Source organism: Amycolatopsis sp. NPDC000009 (assembly GCF_055563465.1).
Map to the genome: position 1 here is coordinate 229,557 of NZ_JBVHDI010000002.1, position 21,281 is coordinate 250,837.

General features: G+C 69.5%; 18 protein-coding genes. 9 read left to right on the forward strand and 9 right to left on the reverse strand.

Annotated features, from left to right (window positions below):
- Positions 1-250: 250 nt before the first annotated feature.
- Complete coding sequence (locus ACZ3HL_RS07140) at positions 251-475, reverse strand: PspC domain-containing protein (RefSeq protein ID WP_007033414.1); 225 nt, start codon at positions 473-475, stop codon at positions 251-253.
- 6 nt (positions 476-481) lie between these two features.
- Between ACZ3HL_RS07140 and ACZ3HL_RS07145 the strand changes: the two genes are divergently transcribed.
- The 4 genes from ACZ3HL_RS07145 (at position 482) to ACZ3HL_RS07160 (ending at position 3,919) form a co-directional block, all read left to right on the forward strand.
- Entirely contained in the window at positions 482-1,375 is an 894-nt protein-coding gene (locus tag ACZ3HL_RS07145) for a nucleotidyltransferase domain-containing protein (RefSeq protein ID WP_465529411.1), read from the forward strand.
- Positions 1,375-2,169, forward strand: a complete 795-nt coding sequence (locus ACZ3HL_RS07150; protein WP_465410762.1) for a transporter substrate-binding domain-containing protein — start codon at positions 1,375-1,377, stop codon at positions 2,167-2,169. Before ACZ3HL_RS07145 ends, ACZ3HL_RS07150 begins: the two co-directional genes overlap by 1 nt.
- Before the next feature lie 78 nt (positions 2,170-2,247).
- Positions 2,248-2,853 (forward strand): RlpA-like double-psi beta-barrel domain-containing protein, encoded by a 606-nt coding sequence (locus ACZ3HL_RS07155; RefSeq protein ID WP_465529413.1) that lies wholly within the window; start codon positions 2,248-2,250, stop codon positions 2,851-2,853.
- A gap of 157 nt (positions 2,854-3,010) precedes the next feature.
- Entirely contained in the window at positions 3,011-3,919 is a 909-nt protein-coding gene (locus tag ACZ3HL_RS07160) for a M23 family metallopeptidase (RefSeq protein WP_465529415.1), read from the forward strand.
- A 49-nt stretch (positions 3,920-3,968) separates the two neighbouring features.
- On the opposite strand, the gene ACZ3HL_RS07165 is transcribed toward ACZ3HL_RS07160, so the two are convergent.
- Positions 3,969-4,913, reverse strand: coding sequence for an o-succinylbenzoate synthase (locus ACZ3HL_RS07165; protein WP_465529417.1), 945 nt, complete (start codon positions 4,911-4,913; stop codon positions 3,969-3,971).
- Positions 4,914-4,979: 66 nt separating this feature from the next.
- On the opposite strand from ACZ3HL_RS07165, the gene ACZ3HL_RS07170 reads away from it, so the two are divergent.
- The gene (locus ACZ3HL_RS07170) at positions 4,980-7,793 is read left to right on the forward strand and encodes an AfsR/SARP family transcriptional regulator (protein ID WP_465529419.1); all 2,814 of its coding nucleotides are present in this window, start codon (positions 4,980-4,982) and stop codon (positions 7,791-7,793) included.
- 115 nt (positions 7,794-7,908) lie between these two features.
- On the opposite strand, the gene ACZ3HL_RS07175 is transcribed toward ACZ3HL_RS07170, so the two are convergent.
- The 3 genes from ACZ3HL_RS07175 to ACZ3HL_RS07185 all read right to left on the reverse strand — a co-directional run bounded on the left by ACZ3HL_RS07175 (position 7,909) and on the right by ACZ3HL_RS07185 (position 11,489).
- Positions 7,909-8,724, reverse strand: coding sequence for a DUF72 domain-containing protein (locus ACZ3HL_RS07175; RefSeq protein WP_465529421.1), 816 nt, complete (start codon positions 8,722-8,724; stop codon positions 7,909-7,911).
- A gap of 52 nt (positions 8,725-8,776) precedes the next feature.
- Entirely contained in the window at positions 8,777-9,532 is a 756-nt protein-coding gene (locus ACZ3HL_RS07180) for a DUF4253 domain-containing protein (protein WP_465529423.1), read from the reverse strand.
- A 310-nt stretch (positions 9,533-9,842) separates the two neighbouring features.
- Positions 9,843-11,489, reverse strand: coding sequence for a DNA repair helicase XPB (locus ACZ3HL_RS07185; protein ID WP_219147873.1), 1,647 nt, complete (start codon positions 11,487-11,489; stop codon positions 9,843-9,845).
- 85 nt (positions 11,490-11,574) lie between these two features.
- Here ACZ3HL_RS07185 and ACZ3HL_RS07190 point away from each other — a divergent pair, with 85 nt between their 5' ends.
- Entirely contained in the window at positions 11,575-12,207 is a 633-nt protein-coding gene (locus tag ACZ3HL_RS07190; RefSeq protein ID WP_465529425.1) for an LppU/SCO3897 family protein, read from the forward strand.
- Here the strand turns inward: ACZ3HL_RS07190 and ACZ3HL_RS07195 are convergent, their stop codons facing one another.
- A complete protein-coding gene (locus ACZ3HL_RS07195) occupies positions 12,208-13,167 on the reverse strand; it encodes an ABC transporter substrate-binding protein (RefSeq protein ID WP_465529427.1) in 960 nt (319 codons plus the stop codon).
- 191 nt (positions 13,168-13,358) lie between these two features.
- Between ACZ3HL_RS07195 and ACZ3HL_RS07200 the strand changes: the two genes are divergently transcribed.
- The 3 genes from ACZ3HL_RS07200 (at position 13,359) to mdlC (ending at position 18,599) form a co-directional block, all read left to right on the forward strand.
- On the forward strand, positions 13,359-16,037 hold the full coding sequence (locus ACZ3HL_RS07200; RefSeq protein ID WP_465529429.1) for a nitrate- and nitrite sensing domain-containing protein: 2,679 nt from the start codon (positions 13,359-13,361) through the stop codon (positions 16,035-16,037).
- A gap of 16 nt (positions 16,038-16,053) precedes the next feature.
- Entirely contained in the window at positions 16,054-16,731 is a 678-nt protein-coding gene (locus ACZ3HL_RS07205) for a copper homeostasis protein CutC (RefSeq protein WP_465529431.1), read from the forward strand.
- Positions 16,732-17,015: 284 nt separating this feature from the next.
- Positions 17,016-18,599, forward strand: coding sequence for a benzoylformate decarboxylase (mdlC, locus tag ACZ3HL_RS07210; protein ID WP_465410773.1), 1,584 nt, complete (start codon positions 17,016-17,018; stop codon positions 18,597-18,599).
- 188 nt (positions 18,600-18,787) lie between these two features.
- Here mdlC and ACZ3HL_RS07215 read toward each other — a convergent pair whose 3' ends face one another.
- From ACZ3HL_RS07215 to ACZ3HL_RS07225, 3 genes are read right to left on the reverse strand one after another with little or no spacing between them, the layout of a single operon-like run.
- Positions 18,788-19,657: an ABC transporter ATP-binding protein gene (locus ACZ3HL_RS07215; RefSeq protein ID WP_465410774.1), complete on the reverse strand. Its 870-nt coding sequence runs from the start codon at positions 19,655-19,657 to the stop codon at positions 18,788-18,790.
- 19 nt (positions 19,658-19,676) lie between these two features.
- Positions 19,677-20,510 (reverse strand): ABC transporter permease, encoded by an 834-nt coding sequence (locus ACZ3HL_RS07220; protein ID WP_465410775.1) that lies wholly within the window; start codon positions 20,508-20,510, stop codon positions 19,677-19,679.
- Positions 20,507-21,277 carry an ABC transporter permease gene (locus ACZ3HL_RS07225; protein ID WP_350573550.1) on the reverse strand — a complete coding sequence of 257 codons (771 nt, stop codon included), beginning with the start codon at positions 21,275-21,277 and terminating at the stop codon, positions 20,507-20,509. The genes ACZ3HL_RS07220 and ACZ3HL_RS07225 overlap by 4 nt, the downstream gene beginning before the upstream one ends.
- Positions 21,278-21,281 lie beyond the last annotated feature (4 nt).

The following is a 21,281-nucleotide window of genomic DNA, read 5'->3' on the forward strand; positions in this document are numbered from 1 at the left end:
ACCGGAAAGCCCGGACGCGCCCCGCGCGTCCGGGCTTTTCCTTTGCCCCGTTGCCGTAACTCGCGTGCTCGGGGACGTAACTCGCGTGCTTGGCGCCGTAACTCGCGTGATACGCCTTCAAGCACGCGAGTTACGGCTTCAATCACGTGTGATACGGAAAGCGAAAGGCCCGGGCATCCCCATGCCCGGGCCTTTCCTCGTCCCCCTGCCCCTTCGGACGCCGCGCCCCCTGCGCGCGGCGTCCGTCCCGTCAGGATTCGCCCGGCTGTTCCGGAGTCAGGAGCCACGCGGCGGCGTAGAGCGGGATGGCGAATCCGGCGGTGAAGAAGACGCCGGCCACGAGGGCGATGCGCAGGATCGCGGCGTCGACGCCGAGGTAGGCGGCCCAGCCGCCGGCGACGCCCGCGAGCATCTTGTCGGTGCGGCTGCGGTAGAGCTTCTTGGTGGCCTGGGGGGTGTACACGCTGTTCGTCATGGCTCAATGTTCGCTCCGGAACGACCCCCGGCACATCAGGGACCGGCCCCGAACCGACCCTGGAATCCGACCCTGAGGGGCCGGAAAACCGGATGCCCCGGGATCGTCCGCGCTGGTACGACTTCTCCGGCGAAACACGACAGCCCCGAATTCGCCGCCATCGCCGAGCAGGGCACCATCCTGCGGTGCCAGGTCGGTTCCGGTCTGCACGGCACCGCCGTGCTCGGCCAGGACGACCGCGACGAACTCGGCATCTGCGTCGAGCCGCCGGACCACGTCATCGGCCTGAAGCGGTTCGAGCAGTACGTCTACCGCACGCAACCCGAAGGCGTCCGGTCCGGTCCCGGCGATCTCGACCTGATCGTCTACTCGCTGCGCAAGTGGCTGCGGCTCGCGCTCAACGGGAATCCGACCGTCCTGCTGCCGTTGTTCGCGCCCGAGACCGAGATCGTGGCGATCGACGAGCTCGGTGCCGAACTGCGCGAGAACGCGCACCGGATCGTCTCGCGTCGCGCGGGCCTGCGGTTCCTCGGCTACTTCCGTGCACAGCGCGAGCGGATGCTGGGGCTGCGGGGCAAGGCCGGGCGGCCGGAGCTGATCGAGAAGTACGGCTTCGACACGAAGTTCGCCATGCACATGGTGCGCCTCGGCGTCCAGGGCGTCGAGCTGCTGGAGACCGGGCGGATCACGCTGCCGGTCCCCGAACCGTGGCTCGGCTGGCTCCGCGATCTGAGACAGGGCGAGAAAACCCGTGAGGAAGCCCTGGAAGCGGCCGAGTCCCTCGAGAGCCGTCTCGTCGAACTCGTGCGCGGGGCCTCGCCGCTGCCGGAGGAACCGGACACCGGCTGGGTCGACGCTTGGCTTGTGCAGGCGTACCTCCGGGCGTGGAAAATGCCTTGATGACGATCAAGGCGAAAGTACTCACGTTCGGGGTCGCGGTGCTGACCGTGCTGGGAATCGGCACGGCCGGCGCCGCGCCCGAAGGTCATGACGCGCGGAGCAGGCTCGACGTCGTCCAGGCTCGTGGCGAGATCCGCGTGTGTTCGACGGGCGACTATCGCCCGTTCACCTATCGCGACGCGGCGGGCGCGTGGAGCGGGATCGACATCGACCTCGCGGGCGACCTCGCGAAGCGGCTCGGCGTCCGGCTCCAACTGGTCCAGACCACATGGAAGGCGATCGCCGACGACGTCGGGCGGAAATGCGATCTGGCGATGGGCGGGGTGTCGGTGACGTTGGACCGCGCGAAGAAGGGATTCTACGGCGTTCCCTATCTTCGTGACGGAAAGACCCCGATCACCTTGTGCGAGAACGAAAAGCGGTTCCAGACCCTGGAGCAGATCGACCAGCCGGGCGTCCGGGTGATCGTGAATCCGGGCGGTACCAACGAACAGTTCGCCGACGCCAATCTCAAGCACGCGACCATCGTGCGGCATCCGGACAACAACACGATCTTCGCCGAGATCCTGGCCGGCCGGGCCGACCTGATGATCACCGACGCGACCGAAACCCGTTGGCAGGCAAAGCAGAACCCGCGGCTGTGCGCGGTGCATCCCGACGAGCCGTTCACCTTCTCGGAGAAGGCGTACCTGATGCCGCGTGACGTCGTGTTCAAGGAGTGGGCCGACCAGTGGCTGCATCTCGCGCTGAACGACGGCACCTACGCGCGGATCGCGAAACCCTGGCTCGGCTGAAACCGGTTTGAACCACTTCCGTTACCCGGCCGTATCCCTGGTTGTGGGTGAGGAGGAACCAGACCGGAGGAAGCACCGATGATGAACAGTGCCGGGAAACACCGCAAGCGTGCGACGATCGGCATCGCGTCCGTTCTCGGCGTGGCCGCCATCGCCGCGGCGATGTTCGCGATCAGCACTCCGGACGGGCAGGCCGCGGAAAGCTGCCAGGGACTGGACACCGCTCTGCGGAACAACCTCGACTTCATCGCGGGCCAGCAGGCCGATCCGGACGCGCAGTCCGGGGCGCGGATCGCGAACCGGCAGGCCGTCGTCGACCTCATCCAGCAGCGTCGTGAGGCCGCGGGATGCACCGAGGACGTCCAGGCCGGCGCCGGGAAGCAGGGGCAGGAGGACACCATGGCGGGTGAGGCCGCCGAGCAGGCGGCGGGGGAAGGAGAAGTCGTCTGCCAGGGCTCCACGGTGACGCTGTCCGGCGAGGGTGGCGCGCCCGCGGCGTCCAGCAGCGAATTCCCGGCGGGTACCAAGCTGAAGGTGACGAACCTGGACAACGACAAGTCCACGACCGTCGAGGTCACCGGCGTTTCGGGCAGTTGCGCGCTGCTGAACAACGCGGCCTTCGAACAGGTCCGCGAGCCGGGCAAGTTCCTGATCCGCCGCGCCACCATCGAGCGGGTCGGCTGAGGCACCCGCACCGGGGCGGGGAAGACGCGGACGGTCCCGGTGCGGAGGCGGCACGAGTCCTCCCGGTCCCCTCGGCCGGGAGGGCTCGTGGTCGTTTGTATCTCGCTTGTACGCCCTTTCGGGACGCTTCTCGCGAAACGCCGAGAAAGGACATCCGATGAGAATCAGACGAGTGCTCACGGCGGCCGCGACCGCCTTGCTGGGCATGGCCGGGCTGGCGATCACCGCGACGTCGGCCGAAGCCGCCGTCGGGCCGCGTCCCAACTTCCAGCTCCCGTTCCCCTGCAACCAGGTGTGGAACGGCGACAACGACAACAGCAGCGCGCACCGGGCCTACGAGATCGACTTCAACCGCGGCGGCTCCGCGGGGGCGGACCTGGGCGACACCGTGGTCGCGGCGGCGGCGGGCAAGGTCGTCATCTCGGCGCACCAGGGGTCGCAGAACGGTTTCGGCAACCTGGTGAAGATCGACCACGGTGGGGGATGGTCGACCTACTACGCGCATCTGAAGGTCCGCTCGGTCGCGCTCAACGCGCAGGTCGCGCAGGGGCAGAAGATCGGCGAGGTCGGCAACACCTCCAAGCCGGGCAACAACATCAGCCCGCACCTGCACTACGAGGTCCGCACCAACGACTCGTCGTGGCCGAGCAACATCAAGCCCGCGTACTTCAACGGCGTGCGCTTCGGCTACCCCAACGCCAACGTGACCTCGAAGAACACCTGCGGCGGCAACGGGAATCCCAACCCGTACGACGCCGTCGAGGTGTGCGGCGACGGCTACAAGGTGATCGACTCGCAGGCGCTCGGCAGCGCCGCGACCGCGTACCTGCTGTACAATTCCGCGAACCGGAACAACTGCGTCACCACCATCAAGGCCACCTCGGTCGGGACGGGCAGCGCGGTTTCCGCCTTCCTCGAGGTCCAGGGTTCGGCGAGGAAGACCGACTCCGGCAGCTTCGAGTACTACGCGGGGCCGGTGAGCGCGGCCGCCGGCGCGAAATGCGTCCGGTGGGGCGGCTCGGCGGGTTCCAATACCTACGAATCGCCTTTCGAGCACTGTAGCTGAACCCCCATGAACGCGTCGTTCCTCGCGAAATCCGGGAGGAACGACGCGTTCATGGCGTCGGCAGGTGGGTGCGGACGCGGGTGAGGCGGGCTTCCCAGGCGTCCCGGACGTCCGGGGTGGCGGCGTGTGCGGCGAACAGGTCGGGTGTGGGAGCCTGAAGCGGCACCGGCAGCCTACCGTCCACAGGGGACAGTGAGTCGCCGCAGACATCCCCCGTCAGCAAGGACATCGTGCCCAGTCCGCAGGCGAAGTCCAAAGTGGGCAGTGCGCCCGCGAGGGCCAGCCCGGCCGCGAGACCGACGCTCGTCTCGACGGCGGACGACACCACGCACGGCAACCCGCATGCTTCGGCGACCTCCAGCGCACGCCGGACGCCGCCCAGCGGAGCGACCTTCAGCACGGCGACGTCGGCCGCCCCCGCCACGGCCACCTTGAGCGGGTCTTCGGCCCGGCGGATGGATTCGTCCGCGGCGATCCGCACCCCGACCCGGCGCCGGACGCCGGCGAGTTCCTCGATCGACGGGCACGGCTGTTCGACGTATTCGAGCCCGCCGGCCGCGCGGTCCAGTTCACCGATGGCCTTGACCGCGGTGTCCACGTCCCAGGCCATGTTCGCGTCGACACGGACCGCGCCGCGCGGGCCCAGCGCCGACCGCACCGCCTCCACCCGGGCGCAATCCTCGGCGAGGCTCACCCGGGGGTCGGCGACCTTCACCTTCGCCGTGCGGCAGCCCGACGCGGACACGAGTTCGTACGCCTCGTCCGGGGACACCACCGGGACGGTCGCGTTCACCTCGACGCTTTCCCGCACCGGCGACGGCCAGCCGCGTTCGCTCGCCTCCAGTGCGGACGCCAGCCACGGCGCGCTCTCGGCGTCGGAGTAGTCGGAGAACGGGCAGAATTCGCCCCAGCCCGCTTCGCCGCGGATCAGCAGTCCTTCACGGACGGTGATGCCGCGGAAGCGCGTGCGCAGGGGGATCGCGTAGACGTCCATCGGCACCGATCATGCCACCGCGGGAATCACGTGCCGTTCGGCTCGGTTCCGGTCAGAATGAGCGGCGTGGCACTCGACTTTCGCGTGCTGGGGCCCACGGAGGTCACGGCGGACGGGCTGCCGGTGCCCTTGGGCGGCAGCAGGCCGCTCATCGTGCTGGCAGGCCTGGTGCTGCGCGCGAACACCGTGGTGCCGGTCGAGGAACTGGGCCGCTGGCTGTGGCCGGACGACCAGCGGCGGTCGAAAGGTGCCCTGCAGACCTACGTCCTGCGGGTCCGGCGCGCGCTCGGCGACGAGGTCGCCATCCGCACCGAACGCGGCGGCTACCTGCTCGAACTCGACGAGAAGCTGCTCGACCTCGCCCGGTTCCGGTCACTCGCCGCGGCCGGGACGGAGGCCGCGCGGGACGGTGACCTGCGCGGGGCGGCGGACCGGTTCGCCGCCGCGCTGGCCGAGTGGCGTGGCCCGGCGTTGCAGAACGTCCACTCCGAAGCGCTCCTTCGGGACGAAGCCGACCAGTTGGGCGAAGAGCGGTTGCGCGTGCGCGAGCAGTGGGCCGACGCGCTCATCGCCCTCGGCGAGCACGCCACCGTCGTCCCCGAGCTGACCAGGTTGTGCCGTGAACATCCGCTGCGGGAGCGGCTGCACGAACAGTTGATGATCGCGCTCTACCGCTCCGGCAGGCAGGCGGAGGCGCTGGACGTCTACCGCCGGATCGGCGCGGTGCTGGCCGAAGAACTCGGCCTCGATCCCGGCGCGTCGCTGCGGCGGGCGCACCAGGCCATCCTGACCGGTGAAGAGTCCGTCGAGACCACATTGGACTCCGGACTGACGCGGTACCGGCTCGGCGCCGAACCGTTGATCCCACGGCAGCTCCCCGCCGATCTCCGGGTGTTCTCCGGCCGTCAACGCGACCTCAAGGCGCTGCACGGCCTCGTCCCGGAGGCGCTGGACACCGAACGCTCGACGTCCATCGCGTCGATCGAGGGGATGGGCGGTATCGGGAAGACGACCCTCGCCGTCCACTTCGCGCACGAGGTCGGAGACCGCTTCCCCGGCGGGCAGGTGTACCTCAACCTGCGCGGCTACGGCCCCGGTGAGCCGGTCGAAGCCGCCGCCGCGCTCGAAACCATGCTCGTCTCGGTCGGCGTCCCCGCCGACCGGATCCCCGCCGACGTCGACGGGCGCGCGGCCACCTGGCGCACCTACAGCGCCGGCCGCCGGATGCTGATCCTGCTCGACAACGTGGGGAGCACCGAGCAGATCGGGCCGTTGCTGCCCGGCCCCGGCTGCCTCGTGCTGGTGACCAGCCGATGGCAGTTGCGGGCGCTCGTGGCGACCCACGGCGCGCGGCGTGTCGCGCTGGAGGAACTGCCTGACGAGGACGCGATCGCCCTCCTCGCGTCGACGATCGGGCTGGACCGGGTCGCCGAGGATCCCGAGGCCACCGAACGGTTCGTCCGGTACTGCGGCGGGCTGCCCCTGGCCATCCGGATCCTCGCGGTGCGGGCGGCGCAGTTCCCGGACCTCGGGCTGCGGGAGTTCGTCCGGCTGCTGGAAGCCGAACAGGACCGGCTGGGCTCGTTCGATCTCGCCGACGGCGACGAGACGAACATCCGGGCCGTCTTCTCGTACTCGTACCGCGCGCTCGACGAGCGGGCCGCGCGGCTGCTGCGGCTGCTCGGCCTGCCCACCGGCGGCGACTTCAGCGTGCCCGCGGCCGCGGCCGTGGCCGGGGTCGACATCGACGAAGCGCACGAGGATCTGGCGAAACTCGCGTCCGCGCACCTGATCGCGCGGTCCAAGCCCGGCCGGTACCAGTTCCACGACCTGATCCGCGCGTACGCGGCCGAGCTCTCGGCGAAGATCGACGGGCCCGAAGCGCGGACGGCCGTGCTCGACAGGCTGCTCCGCGCGTCGCTGGCCTCGGCGTTGAACGCGTCGAGGCTCCTGCGTCCGGAGCGGCACTACCGGCTCGTCGAGCCGGAGCGGTTCGACGGTGACGGCCTGAGGTTCGGGCACTACGAGCAGGCGCTGGACTGGTTCGACGAGGAGGCGGGGAACCTCATCGCCGCGGTGAACGGCGCGTACCGGGAGCGGCGGTACCGGGAGTGCTGGCAGCTGGCGTGGTTGCTGCAGTCGTACTTCATCGTGCGGGCGCGGCTGGAGGACTGGCGTTCGGTGTTCGGGGTGGCGCTCCGCGCCGCCCGCGACCTGGGGGACCGCTCCGGCGAGGCCGCCATCCTCAGCGGGCTCGGCGTGGCCTGCGGGGTCGCCCGCCAGTACGACGACAGCATCGCCTACCTGAAGCAGGTCGTCGAACTGCAACGGCAGGTCGGGGACCGGCAGGGCGAGGCGCGGGCCCTCTACAACCTCACGCTGGCCAGCCAAGACCCCGAAACCGGTTGGGAATACGGGACGCGGGCGTTGCGGCTCATCCGGGAGAGCGGCGTCGGTGCCGGCATGGAGGCCAGCGCGTTGCAGGCCCTCGGCGACATCTGCACCCAGGCGGGCCGCTTCCGGCAGGCACTCGACTTCGCCGATCAGGCCCTGGCGCTGGAGGCGCACGCGCTCCCCGACGAAGCCCGCTTCACCCTGCACACCAAGGGGACCGCTCTGGTCGGGCTCGGCCGCGGCGACGAGGGCATCGCCTGTATGCGGCGCGCCGTCGAGATGTTCTTCGCCCACGGCGAGCTCTACGAGGCGGCCGACGTGCTGGCCCAGCTCGGCGGAATCCATCTGCGGCTCGGTGATCCCCCGTCGGCGAGGGAGTGCTGGCTGCGTTCGGTCCGGGTGCTGACCGAGCTTTCGCATCCCGACGCCGAGGACGTCCGGACGAAGCTGGCCTCGCTCGTCGGCGAAGCGGCCAAGGCGGAGTGAGGCACGGGCGCCCGGCGTGCCGACCCCCAGCCGCAGCACGCGAGTACGCCCGTGCCCGCACACGTCATCCAACAGGACACCGCTCACTGGGCGCTGACTGTGCAGCGTGCGCGGGTCAAGCCAGCAGTTTCGCGAGGGTGATCGCGTTCTTCGGCGCCTCGACCTTGACGTCGTTGTCGAAGTAGACGTACGTGTCGCGGCCCCATGCCTCGATCTTCCGGGCCCACTTCTTCAAGGCCTTGTCGCTGTACCCGCTGACGTACAGCTCCTCGTCACCGTGCAGGCGGACGTACGCGAACTCGTCGCTCGTCATCTCGTCGACGAACGGGAACTTGCCCGCGGTGTCGGCGACCACGAGGGCGATGCCGTGCTTCCGGAACAGTTCGAGGCTTTCGGGCCCGGCGAAGCTCGGATGCCGTACTTCGACGGCGTGCCGGAGCTTCCGGCGAGGCTTCGGATCGATATGCGGCTCGGACTTCAGCTTGTCGTCGTGCTTGCCCGCGAGCTTGGCGGCGGCTTCACTGGTGCGCGGCAACAGCTTGAAGAACGCCTCGACGCGCTCGGCGTCGAACGCCAGCCGCGGCGGCAGCTGCCAGAGGAACGGCCCCAGTTTCCGGCCGAGCGCCAGCACACCGGACGCGAAGAAGTTCGCCAGCGGCGTCTCGACGTCACGCAGCTGCTTCATATGCGTGATGAAGCGGCCGCCCTTGACGGCGAAGACGAAATCGTCCGGCGTCTCCTCGGCCCAGGACCGATACCGCTCGGGACGCTGCAGCGAGTAGAACGAGCCGTTGATCTCGGCCGAGTTCATCCGGGACGACAGGTATTCCAGCTCGCGCCGCTGCACCAGGCCGCGGGGGTAGAAGTCCCCGCGCCACGGTGGGTAGCGCCAGCCCGAAGTGCCTATCCTCAGCTCCGCGACGTCGATCACCGCCTTCCCGTGTCGCCCTGGTTCCCCCTCCTTTCTCGGGATAAACGCCCGCTCACGCCCACGAGAACCGCCACCTCCGGGTCTGGACCAGGCTGGTGGCGAACTCGCGGAGATTGCCCGGCTGACCGGCGAACGAGGGCAGGCAGAACGCCCGGTGCTCGGCGGCGACGGTGAGCGCGCGGCCCTGGGTGCGCGGTGGCGCGGCCACCGAGAGCTCCATCGAGTCGAAGCCCAGCACCGTGAGCGTCGCGCCGAAACGGTCTTCCCAGCTGCGCAGGACGGCGGACAGCTCGTGGACCTGATCGGTCGCCTTGATCATGCCCGTCCAGCCGAGGATCGCCGGGATGTCGGCGGGCCGCTCCGTCTGCACCAGGGCCAGCCGATGCGGCCCGCGCGCGGCCAGGATCGACCCGGTGTTGCCCGCCTCGGCCAGCGGATCCGCCCGGCGCGATGGACGGCGGGCGAGCCCGGGGAACTTCGCGCCGAACGGGCGCAGGCAGGCGCCGTCGCAGCACGACGTGTCCCACCAGCGGGCGAGCACCTCGGCCGGATCCACCGTGGCGATCCGGTGGTCGGCGGGGGCGAGCCTGCCGCGGTCGTCGATCCAGTCCTCGCCGTTGGCGGCGAAGCGCTGGTCGTGCGGGATCAGCACCGGCCACAGACCGGAGCGATCGAACTCGGCGACGCAGCCGGTGTAGCGCTCCGGCCTGGCCAATGGCAGGTCCGAAACCCAGATCCGGCCGTGCCACCGGCCGGGCGGCAGGGTCTGGACGGGCGGCGTACCCGGACGGAACGGTGCGATCGTCATCGGCTTCCCCTCGAACTGGTGTTCGGTCGACTCTACCCGAACACTAGTTCGAAGCACCGACAGTTTTCGATACCCCGTTTGCGGGATCTCGCGGTGGTGCCCCATGTGTCTCTGGAGTCACAAGGGCACCAGGACCGCGAGTGGTAGCAAAGGTCCCTTGCTCTCTTTTCGCAGTTCAGGCGGCGATCGGACGTGCTGAAGGGCTCCCAGCGGGCCCGATCCCGACTGAAGTACATGAAGGCCCCCTTCACCGCGCTAGACGCAGTGAAGGGGGCCTTCACGTACTTGGGCAGTACCGAAGAAGCGGCCCCTACATGGGGCGCAACAGGTCGTCCGCGTCCACGATCCGGTACGCGTACCCCTGTTCCGCCAGGAACCGCTGCCGGTGCGCCGCGTACTCCGTGTCGACGGTGTCCCGCGAGACGACCGAGTAGAAATGCGCCTGCCGCCCGTCGCCCTTGGGCCGCAGCAGCCGTCCGAGCCGCTGCGCCTCTTCCTGTCGCGAGCCGAACGTCCCGGAGATCTGGATCGCGACCGAAGCCTCCGGCAGGTCGATCGAGAAGTTCGCGACCTTCGAAACGACCAGCGTCCTGATCTCACCGCGCCGGAACGCGTCGAACAGTTCCTCGCGTTCCTTGTTCCGTGTCGCGCCCTGGATCACCGGTGCGTCGAGTTCGTCGCCGATCATCTCCAGCTGGTCGAGGTAGGCCCCGATGACCAGGGTCGGCTCACCGGGATGCCGGTCGACCAGCGATTTGATCACCTTGGTCTTGGTGTCCGCGGTCGCTGCCAGCTTGTACCGCTCTTCGGCCTCGGCCGTCGCGTACGCGAGCCGCTCGGCGTCGGTCAGCGTCACCCGGACCTCGGTGCATTCCGCCGGCGCGATCCAGCCCTGCGCCTCGATGTCGCGCCACGGGACGTCGTATCGCTTCGGGCCGATCAGGGAGAACACGTCGCCCTCCCGCCCGTCCTCGCGCACCAGGGTCGCGGTCAGCCCGAGCCGCCGCCGCGACTGCAGGTCCGCGGTCATCCGGAACACCGGCGCGGGCAGCAGGTGGACCTCGTCGTAGACGACCAGGCCCCAGTCCCGCGAGTCGAACAGGTCCAGGTGCTTGTACTCGCCCTTGGTCTTGCGCGTGACCACCTGGTACGTCGCGATGGTGACCGGCCGGATCTCCTTCTTCTCCCCGGAGTATTCGCCGATCTCCTCCTCGGTGAGCGAGGTCCGCGCGACCAGCTCCCGCTTCCACTGCCGTCCGGCGACGGTGTTCGTCACCAGGATCAGCGTGGTCGCCTTCGCGTGCGCCATGGCCGCGGCGCCGACCAGCGTCTTGCCCGCGCCGCACGGCAGCACGACGACACCGGACCCGCCCGCCCAGAACGCCTCGGCGGCCTTGCGCTGGTAGTCGCGCAGTTCCCAGTCGACCTCGGCGAGATCGATCGGGTGCGCCTCGCCGTCGACGTAACCGGCGAGGTCTTCCGCGGGCCAGCCGACCTTCAGCAGCGCCTGCTTGAGCCGCCCGCGCTCGGACGGGTGCACGATGACGGTGTCCTCGTCGATCCGCGCGCCCAGCATCGGGCTGATCTTCTTGTGCCGGAGGATCTCCTCCAGCACCGCGCGGTCGATGGTCGACATCACCAGGCCGTGCGCCGGGTGGTTCGCGATCTGCAACCGCCCGAACCGGCCCATCGTGTCCACGATGTCGATGAGCAGCGGCTGGGGGACGGGGAAGCGCGAGTACGTCGTCAGCGCATCGACGACCTGTTCGGCGTCGTGGCCAGCCGCGCGGGCGTTCCACAGCGCCAGTGGCGTGATCCGGTAGGTGTGGACGTGCTCGGGCGCGCGTTCCAGTTCGGCGAACGGCGCGATGGCGATCCGCGCGTCGTCGGCCTGGCTGTTGTCGACCTCGAGCAGGACGGTCTTGTCGGATTGGACGATCAGCGGGCCATCGGTCACATCCTCCTTTATACGTTCCGGCCACACCGGCTCCCGCCGCGGCACCGCTGGTGGAAGGATGTGCGGAAGGTGACTGGAGGGGACCTTGACGACTACACCGACCGGCGGGATGCCCGAGTACGACCCGTTCAACGCGCCCGCGCCGCTGCCGTCGATGCCGGAGGCGGTACCGCCGACACCGTTCCCCAAGCCGCCGCCGCTGAGCGTGCTGGCCAAGGCCTCGATCGTGCTGGGCGTCGTCGTCGCGCTGGGCCTCGGGAGCCTGTTCGCGTTCGCCGTCTCGCGGTCGAGCGGGTTCACCAAGGTCGAGGCGGGCAAATGCCTGTACCTGACCGACGAGGCGGGCGGCAACCAGAGCTACACGACGGCCAGCTGCTCGTCGAACCGGGCGACCTTCCGCATCGACGAGGTGCGGTCGGGCTCGTCGGACTGCCGTAGCGCCGACTACGTCCAGTTCGAGCTGTACGGGGGTTCGTCGAGCAAGAGGGTGGAAAAGACGCTCTGTCTCGCGCTGAACGTCGAGAGCGGGGATTGCCTGCGCGACGTCGTGCACGAGACGCGGATCGCGAAGGTCCGCTGCAGTGACATCAGTGCTGAGGCGCGCGCGACGGTGATGCGGGGATCGGAGGCCGTCTGCCTGCCGGACGACACCGAACTGCGCTACACCGGGCCGCCCGTGCGCACCGTGTGCCTGAGGCCGACCGGGGAGAACATCTAGTCAGGGCCGCGCCACCATCGACTGCACGTCGAGCCGCGCGCCGAGCATGCCGGAGTTGTGCATCAGGTCGGCCACGCGTTGCAGCCGGATGCCGTTGAGGGACACCGGGTAAGTCCCGAGCGAGATCAGCGACGCCGTCGTCCGGTCGATGTCGGAGAACGACGGCAGCGCGTCGCGGACGACAGCGGGATCGGCGGCCCGCACCTGCGCTTCGCCGAGCACCTTGCGGAAGACCGCGAGCGTGCGGGCGTTGGCCTGCCCGAAGGCTCCCGTCGAAACGTAGGACGACATCGGGAAGTCGAGTGTCGCGCCGCGGGCGCCGTCGGCGAGGATGCTCGCTCCGAGCTCCTTCTCGGCCCGGGTGATGTATGGCTCGACCATCCACGCGGCGTCGACCTCGCCCGCCTGCAACGCCTGGGGCATCCGGTCGAACGGGTGCTGCTTGAACTGGATCCGGTTCACGTCGACGCCCGCGGTCGCCAGTACCGACCGGGCCGCCAGCACACCGACGTCGTCGAGCATGTTCACCGCGATCTTCGGCGACTTCTTCAGCGTCGGCTCGGTGTAGTCGGAGCCGGGAAGTGTGACGAGCGCCATGGTGTTGCGGCCCGCGGTGTACGCCTCGCCCTGCAACTGGAGCGCCGTCCCGGCCGCGGCGGCGCGGAAGATCGACACGTCGCTGGCGAACGCCAGGTCGACCTCGCCCGCGGAGAGCTTGCCGATCGCCTGGTCGGCGGGAACTTCGACGAGGGTCACGGCAAGGCCGGCCGCGGTGAACTTCCCCTCGGCGACGGCGACCCGCAACGGCGCGGTGTCGATGGGGCTGCCGACGCCGACGCGCAGTTCCGTCCGTTCGAGTGGCGCGTCGGTACTTGCGTCACCACCGGAAAACACTCCGCAACCGGCGGTCGCCAGCAGTGCCGCTACCAGCGGAATCGCCAAGACGTGCATCTTCGTCACCGCTCACCTACCGAGAGAATGTGCTCCTCCTTCTGGATCGTATGGTCCGCGCCCCATACGATCGCCTGCGGGAGGCGCCGGATGGCGCGGCTTTCGATCGTTCTCGAATCTTGTTACTCTACAGTAGGTTCGGGCTCTCGTCCCCGATGTCAGCCATGGGAAAGGGTCCCGTGGTGGGAAAAGGAAACCAGGTGGCCCGTCGCGACAAGCGTCCCCGTGGGGGCGACGCGGCGGAACGGCATCCTCGTGTCGGCGGCCCCTGGCGGCTGCGGAACTGGCACCTGCGTACCAAACTCTTCGTGGTACTCCTGATTCCCGCGCTCGCGGTGGTCGCCCTCGTCGGGCTCCGGGTCAACTCCGATCTGCGGGACGCGCGGCAGCTGGCCGAATTCGCCACCCGCGGCCGCGTCGACAGCACCGTCGCCGAGGCCGTGCACCAGCTCCAGCGCGAACGAGACCTCACCGTCCGGTTCGTCGCCGGCGATCGCAAGGGCGACCTTTCCGAATTGACCGAGCAGCGCAAGCGCGTCGACGAGGCCATCGGCACGTTCGACCGCACGCTCGGCGAGAGCAAGAGCAGGCTCGGCGACAACACCGCGACCAGCCTGCAGCAGACCAGCGACCGGTTGCGTGTGCTGACCGGGCTCCGGTTTTCCGCGGAACACTCCGCTTTTCCCGCCGACGCGGTGCTGCGGTCCTACAGCGACCTGATCTCCGGGCTGCTCGACATCAGCGATTCCACCGCCGCCGACGTCTCCGACCCGGATCTGGGGAAGCTCCGCCTCGCGGGCAACGCGCTCGCGCGGGTCAAGGACCAGATGTCGGTCAAACGCGCGATCATGGCGGCCGCGCTCGCGGAGGGCGGCCTCAACCGGGACCGGACCCGCGCGCTGCTCGGCGCGGAGGCCGAACTCGCCGCCGCCCGCAACGACTACCGCACGTTCGCGACCCCGGAACAGCAGCGGATGTACGACGACACGGTCATCGGCCTGATCGTCGACATCGGCAACGACATGGTCGAATCGGCGCTCATCCGAGCGGAGAACGACCAAGGGCTCGGCGGGCTGGACCCGAACCAGTGGGACACGTCGGCCACGTACACGGTGAATCTGGCCCACCAGGTGCAGCAGGCGCTGCTCGTCCAGCTTCAGGAACGCACCGACGCCCTCGCGGCACAGGCGAGGACGTCCGCGATCTGGGACGGCGGCATCGTGCTCGCCGTGCTGGTCGTCGCCGGGGTGCTCTCGGTGATCATCGCGCGTTCGTTGTTGCGGCCGCTGAGGATCCTGCGCCGCAGCGCGCTCCACGTCGCCGAACACCAGCTGCCGGCGGCCGTCGAAGGACTGCTGAGCGACCCCGAGCCGCAGCCGGAGAACCTGCGGCGGCGCTTGGCCGTCGCCCCGGTCCCGGTGTTCAGCCGCGAGGAACTCGGGCAGGTGGCGCGCGCGTTCGACGCGGTGCACGGCGAGGCTGTCCGGCTCGCCGGGGAACAGGCGATGCTGCGGGAGAACATCAACGCGATGTTCGTGAACCTGTCGCAGCGGAGCCAGGATCTGGTCGAACGGCAACTGTCCGTGCTGGACCGCATGGAGGCCGACGAACAGGATCCCGACACGCTCGCCGGGCTCTTCGAACTCGACCACCTCGCGACCCGGATGCGCCGCAACAGCGAGAACCTGCTGGTGCTGTCCGGAACCGACGTCGTCCGTGAGGACGGTGGCGCCGTCGTCGCCGACGAGATCGTCGGCGCGGCGCTCTCGGAGGTCGAGCACTACCAGCGGATCGAACTCGGCCCGGCGCCGCGGATCGCGGTGCGCGGCGAGGCCGTCAACGATCTCGTGCACGTGGTCTCCGAGCTGCTGGAGAACGCGACCCGCTATTCGGATCAGAGCACGATGGTGCAGGTCGAAGGGCACGAGACCGACCGCGGGGAATGGCAGATCGAGATCACCGACCACGGCGCCGGGATGCCGCAGGCCGAGATCGACCGGACCAACGCGCGGCTGGCGAACCCGCCGGACGTCGACGTCGAGGTCTCCCGGCGGATGGGTCTGTTCGTGGTGGCGACGCTGGCGATCCGGCACCGGATCGACGTCCGGCTCCGGTCCGCCGACGGTGGCGGGATCACCGCGGTGGTCGTCGTGCCCGCCGAGCTCATCGTCGAAGCGCCCCGGCCCGCGCCGCTTCCGGAGCCGGTGCCCGTCACCGTCGTCGTCCCGGAGCCGGAACCCGAGCCGCCACTGGAAGTCCCGCCGCTGCCCGAGCCGGAGGCGAGCGCCGAGGAGTCGCGGTTCGCGCCGGTGCTGGACCCCGGTCCGCTGCGGCGCGCTCCCGTCGTCGAGCGTGAGAACCCGCCGGAATGGCCCTCTTCGGACGACGACGCCGTCAACCATCTCGAAGTGGACGCGCCGACCGAGCGGATGCCCAAGTACCAGAGCGTGCTTTCGCAGTGGTTCGACCACGGTGGCCCGCGCGAAGGGCCTTCGCCCGCGGAGCCCGGCCCGCCTTCCTTGCCTTCGTTCGAGCCGGTCAAGAACACCGTGCCCGAGGAACCCGCGCCGGATCCGGACGAGCCGACCGAACCGACACTGAAGCCGCTGGAGCCGAAGGCTCTGGTGCCGAAGGAACCGGAACCGGCTTGGCCGACGCCCGCCGAACTGGAACAGGAGGACGGGGCGGAGGAGACCTGGCCGGTGCTGCCCGCCGTCGTTCCCGAGGCTCGGTCGCAGGACGACAGGCCGGAGAAGCCGCGAGGGGAGAGGCCGATACTCTCACTTTCCCCCGAAGCGGTCCGTGAACGGATGACCAGCCTGCAAGGCGGATTCCGGCGCGGTCGCCACGCCAGGGGTGACGACAACCCCTCGGTATAAGCGAATTGGAAGGTCCATGAGTTCGAAAACCGGCCTGCTGGAAGTGATCGCGCTGACCGCGGCGGACGCGGAGCGCGCGCAGGAGGGCGGGGCCGATCGCCTCGAACTGGTCAGCGACATGGCCAGCGACGGTCTCACGCCGTCGGTCGAGACGCTGCGCGACGTGCTTGGCGCCACCGATCTCCCGGTGCGGGTCATGCTGCGCGACAACATGTCCTTCGCCGCCGGTGACCTCGACGGGCTGCGCGCGGACACGGTGCGCCTGATCGACGCCGGCGCGCGGGAGTTCGTCTTCGGTTTCCTGGACCTGGAAAGCGAAATCGACGTCGAAGCCTGCGAGACGCTGGTCAAGGAGCTCGACGGACTGCCGTGGACCTTCCACCGCGCCATCGACCGCGCGCGGGACCCGCTGCGCGCCTACGACCAGCTGACCGCCCTCGGCTGCGACACGGTGCTCGCGGCCGGGCATCCGCACGGCGTCGCGCACGGGCTTTCGGTGCTGCAGCGGCTAGCCCGGCGTGACGACGGGCCCCGGCTGCTGGTGGGCGGTGGCCTGCGGGCACAGCAGGTGCATCTGCTGCGAGCGGGCGGGGTCGGCGCGTTCCACGTCGGAAGCGCGGTCCGGCCCGGCGGATGGGAGTCCGATGTGGACGTCGCCGCCGTTCGCGAATGGGCGGCGCTGGTCAAGGAGTAGGCCGCGTGTGCAACTACCGCATCCAGAGGACTAAATGCGGGGGCAGGCTTCCCCGGGGCGCGGCTCCGCCCCGAGCTTCGGAACAATCAGGACGCCGTCGCTGAGGGATTTGGGACGTTCGAAGTCCCAGATCCCTCATCAACGAGACCGCACGCACCGGCTTCCACCGCATTCAGAGGACTAAATGCGGTAGTTGCCGTAAGCGCCGGGTCAGGTCCAGACCACACACGGTGATCCGAGGTTGCATCTTCAACTATCCGGTACCGACCAGATAGCGTGTGGCCATGGCTACCCGCACCGTACGTGACGCGACCAGGGAACTGCTGCGCGATCTGGGCCTGACCACCGTTTTCGGCAATCCCGGCACGACCGAGATCGCCTTCCTCACGGAATGGCCCGACGACTTCACCTACGTGCTCGCGCTCCACGAGGCGTCCGTCGTCGCGATGGCCGACGGGTACGCCCGCGCGAGCAGGCAGGCGGCGCTGGTGAACCTCCACTCCGCGGGCGGGGTCGGCCACGCGCTCGGGCATATCTTCACCGCGTACCGCAACAACGCCCCGCTGATCATCCTGGCCGGTCAGCAGACCAGGTCGCTGCTGCCGGACGATCCGTTCCTCGGTGCCGTCGAGGCGGCGAACTTCCCCAAGCCGTACGTGAAGTGGAGCTGCGAGCCCGCCAGGGCCGAAGACGTCCCGGCGGCGCTGGCGCGGGCGTACCACATCGCGACGCAGGCGCCCATGGGTCCGGTGTTCGTCTCGGTGCCGGTGGACGACTGGGACGTCGAGACCACGAAGCCGATCGTTTCGCGGCCCCAGATCCGGGGATTCGCGCCCGATCCGTCCGCTTTGGACGAACTGGTGTCCGCCTTGGACGCCGCCGAACGCCCGGCGATCGTGGTCGGCCCCGGTATCGACGGGGAAGGCGCCGTGCCGGACGTCGTCGAGCTGGCCGAGAAGGTCGGCGCCGGGGTCTGGGCGCCGCCGATGGGGGCACGCTGCTCCTTCCCCGAGGACCACCCGCAGTTCTTCGGATTCCTGCAGCCGGAACGGAAAGCGCTGGCGAGCGCGCTGGCGGACCACGATCTCGTGGTGGTCATCGGCGCCCCGGCGTTCACCTACCACGTGTACCGGGGCGAGTCGGAAACCGCGCTGCCGCCGCTGTTCCTGGTCAGCGACGACGAACAGATCCTCGCCAGGGCCGCGGAAGGCACCGGCATCCGCGCGACGCCGAAGCTCGCCATCCGCGCGCTGCTGGACCGCGCCGCACCGCGGGAAGCGCCGAAATCCCGCACCAGGCTGGAAACGCCCGCCGCGGTCACGCCGATCACCCCGGCCTACGCCTACTCCGTGATCTCGGAGGTCCTGCCGGACGACGCGATCGTCGTCGAAGAGACGCCGAGCCACCGCAACGATCTGCACGACCACCTGCCGATCAAGTCCACCGACACCGGCTTCCTCACCGTCGCCAGCGGCACCCTCGGCTATGGCCTCCCGGCCGCCGTCGGCGCCGCGCTGGCGCGCCCGGACCGCAAGGTCGTCGCGATCCTCGGCGACGGGTCGAGCATGTACTGCGTCCAGGCACTGTGGACGGCGGCGCAGCACAACCTGCCGGTGACGTTCGTGATCTTCGACAACTCGCAGTACGCCGCCGTGCGGATCCTCGGCGAGGCGGCGGGCGGCGAGAAGGTGCCCGGCGTCGATCTCGGCGGCATCGATTTCCCCGCGCTGGCCAAGAGCCTGGGGCTGCGGACGTCGGTCGTCGAGAAGGCCGAGGAGCTCAAGCCGGTGCTGGAGGCCGCGCTGCCGGACGAGCGGCCGCATCTGGTGCACGTCCGCATCGACGCGAACCCGCGCACGCTGTACTGAGAGAGCCGAAGGGCGCTTTCCCCGCATGTGATGGGGGAAAGCGCCCTTCAGTACGTCGCATGGGTCGAGAGTCCCGTGTGGAGCGTTGCGAAAGCCACTTTCGCAACCTTCAACGTTGCGAAAGTGGCTTTCGCAACACCTGCTCGGCCGTGTCGCCCGACGTGGCCCGGCGCGTCGACTCTTGAGCGTCAGCTCTTGGCGCGCACCTCGGCCTCGGAGGCGTCGGCGGCCGCCTCCCGCTGCGCCAGCTCGTACTCTGCCGCGTCGGAAGCAGCGGTGACGGCTTCAGGGGCACCGCCGTGCAGCAACCGCGCGACCTCGCCGCGCAGCGTCACGAACTCCGCCGACTCGCGCGTGGTGATCTGGTCCCGTTCCGCGGGCAGCCCGACCGGCAGGTCCGCGACGATCTTCGCGGGCGACTTCGACAGCACCAGCACCCGGTCCGACAGGTAGACGCTCTCGTCGATGTCGTGCGTGACGACGAGGACGGTGCTCCCGTTCTCGCGCTGCACGCGCCGCGTCAGGTCTTCGAGCTCGAACCGCGTCTGCGCGTCGACGGACGCGAACGGCTCGTCCATCAGCAGCAGGGCCGGACGGCTGGCCAGCGCCCGCGCGATGGACACGCGCTGCTGCATACCGCCCGAGAGCTGCCACGGGAACTTCGCGCCGACCCCGGACAGGCCGACCGACTCCAGTGCCTCCTGGGCCCGCGTGCGCCGCTCCGTACGGCTCAAGTTGCGCCACCGCAAGGGGAACTCGACGTTCTTCGCGACCGAGAGCCACGGGAACAGCGAGCGGCTGTAGTCCTGGAACACGACGGCGAGGTCCTCCGGCACACCGGAGACGTCGTCACCGTGCAGGCTGACCTGGCCGGACGTCGGCTTGATCAGCCCGGCGATACAGCGCAGGAGCGTCGACTTGCCGCAGCCGGACGGGCCGACGATGCTCGCGAGCTGTCCCGCTTCGACGGTGAACGACAGGTCGTTGACCGCGACGTGCGCCTTTTCTCCCGTGCCGTACCGGTGGTTCAGCCCGGAGACTTCGAGCATGGTTGACATCTTGCTGACCCTTCGAAAGCTAGAGACGGCCGTTGCGGGTGGGCTGCCAGCGAAGCACTCTCTGCTCCACCGCGAGGAAGGCCGCGTTGAACCCGAAGCCGAGCAGGCCGAGCAGGACGAGCCACGACCACATGAGCGGGAAGTCGAACGCCTGCTGGGCGTCCATCAGGGACCGGCCGATGCCGTTGTAGGAGCCGACCAGTTCCGAGATCACCATCAGCAGCAAGGAGATGGACAGGCTCAGCCGCAGACCGGCGAAGATCTTCGGCCCGGCGGCGGGCAGCACGATCGAGCGCACCCAGTGCGACCGGGGGGTCCGGAACGATTTCGCGGTGTCGATCTTCACCTGGTCCACCGACCGGACACCGTCCACGGTGTTGAGCAGCACCGGCCAGATCGCGCCGAAGATGATCGATCCGGTCTGCATGCCCGGTCCCAGTCCGAAAAGGACGATGAACACCGGGATCAGCGCGGGCGGCGGCACCGAGCGGAAGAACGCGAACAGCGGCCCGACGTAGTCCATCCCGGTCTTGGACCGTCCTAAGAGGACACCCAGTGCGACACCGAAGGCGCCGGCCAGCAGCCAGCCGCCGAGTGTCCGGCCGAGGCTCGGGAGGACGTTGTCGAACACGGTGTCGGTCAGGAACAGCTGCGACGCGGGCCCGGTGAACCACAGTTTCGCCGAGGCGGCCAGGATCTCGGTCGGCGGCGGGAAGAACGGGCTCTCGCCGAGCCGGGCCGCGAGTTCCCAGATCCCGATCAGGGCGAAGAAGAGCAGCCAGTTGCGGACGAGGATGCCGATACCCCGGCCCACGCGCCTGCCGACGCGGCTGGTCAGCGTGAGGGTCGTCACGAGACCGCCTCCCGGTCGACCGTGCTCCAGCGGAACGCCCGCCTGCCGATCATCTCGAGCCCGCCGTTGATGAGGAAGCCGAGCGCGCCGACCACCACGGTGCCGGCGAGCACGAGGTCGAACCTGGTCGAGCCGGTGCTGGCCTGCATGATGAAGTTGCCGATGCCGAGTTTGGCGCCGGCCAGGAACTCGGTACTGACCACCGCGATCAGCGCGATGTTGGCGGACAGCCGCACCCCGGTGAACACGAACGGCGCGGTATGCGGCAGCGCCACCGACGTCAGCGTCCGGAACTTGCTCGTACCGCAGGCCTTCGCGGTCTCCAGCAGGACGGGGTCGATCTCGCCGAGCGCGTAGATCGTGTTGAACATGATGGGCCACAACGACGCGTACACGGCCAGCGTGATCTTCGCTTCGGGGCCGCCGCCGATCAGCAGGAGCACCAGCGGGATCAGCGCGACGGCGGGGATCGGCCGCAGGAACTCGATGACCACCGCGGTCGCGGTGCGCAGCCCGGGGATGCTGCCCAGCAGCAGGCCGGCGGGCACGGCGATGGCGACCGCGATCAACAGGGCGATCGCCCACGCGAGGAACGTGGCGATCAGATCCCGGACGAACTGGGTCTCGCCGAACTGCTCGAAGATCGTCACGAGGACGACGGACGGCGGGGGGAGGAACTCTTTACGGACCAGGCCGGCCTGGACGATCACTTCCCAGACGAGGAAGAAACCGGCCAGACCGGCCAGGGCACGGAGAAGTCGTGGCACCTTG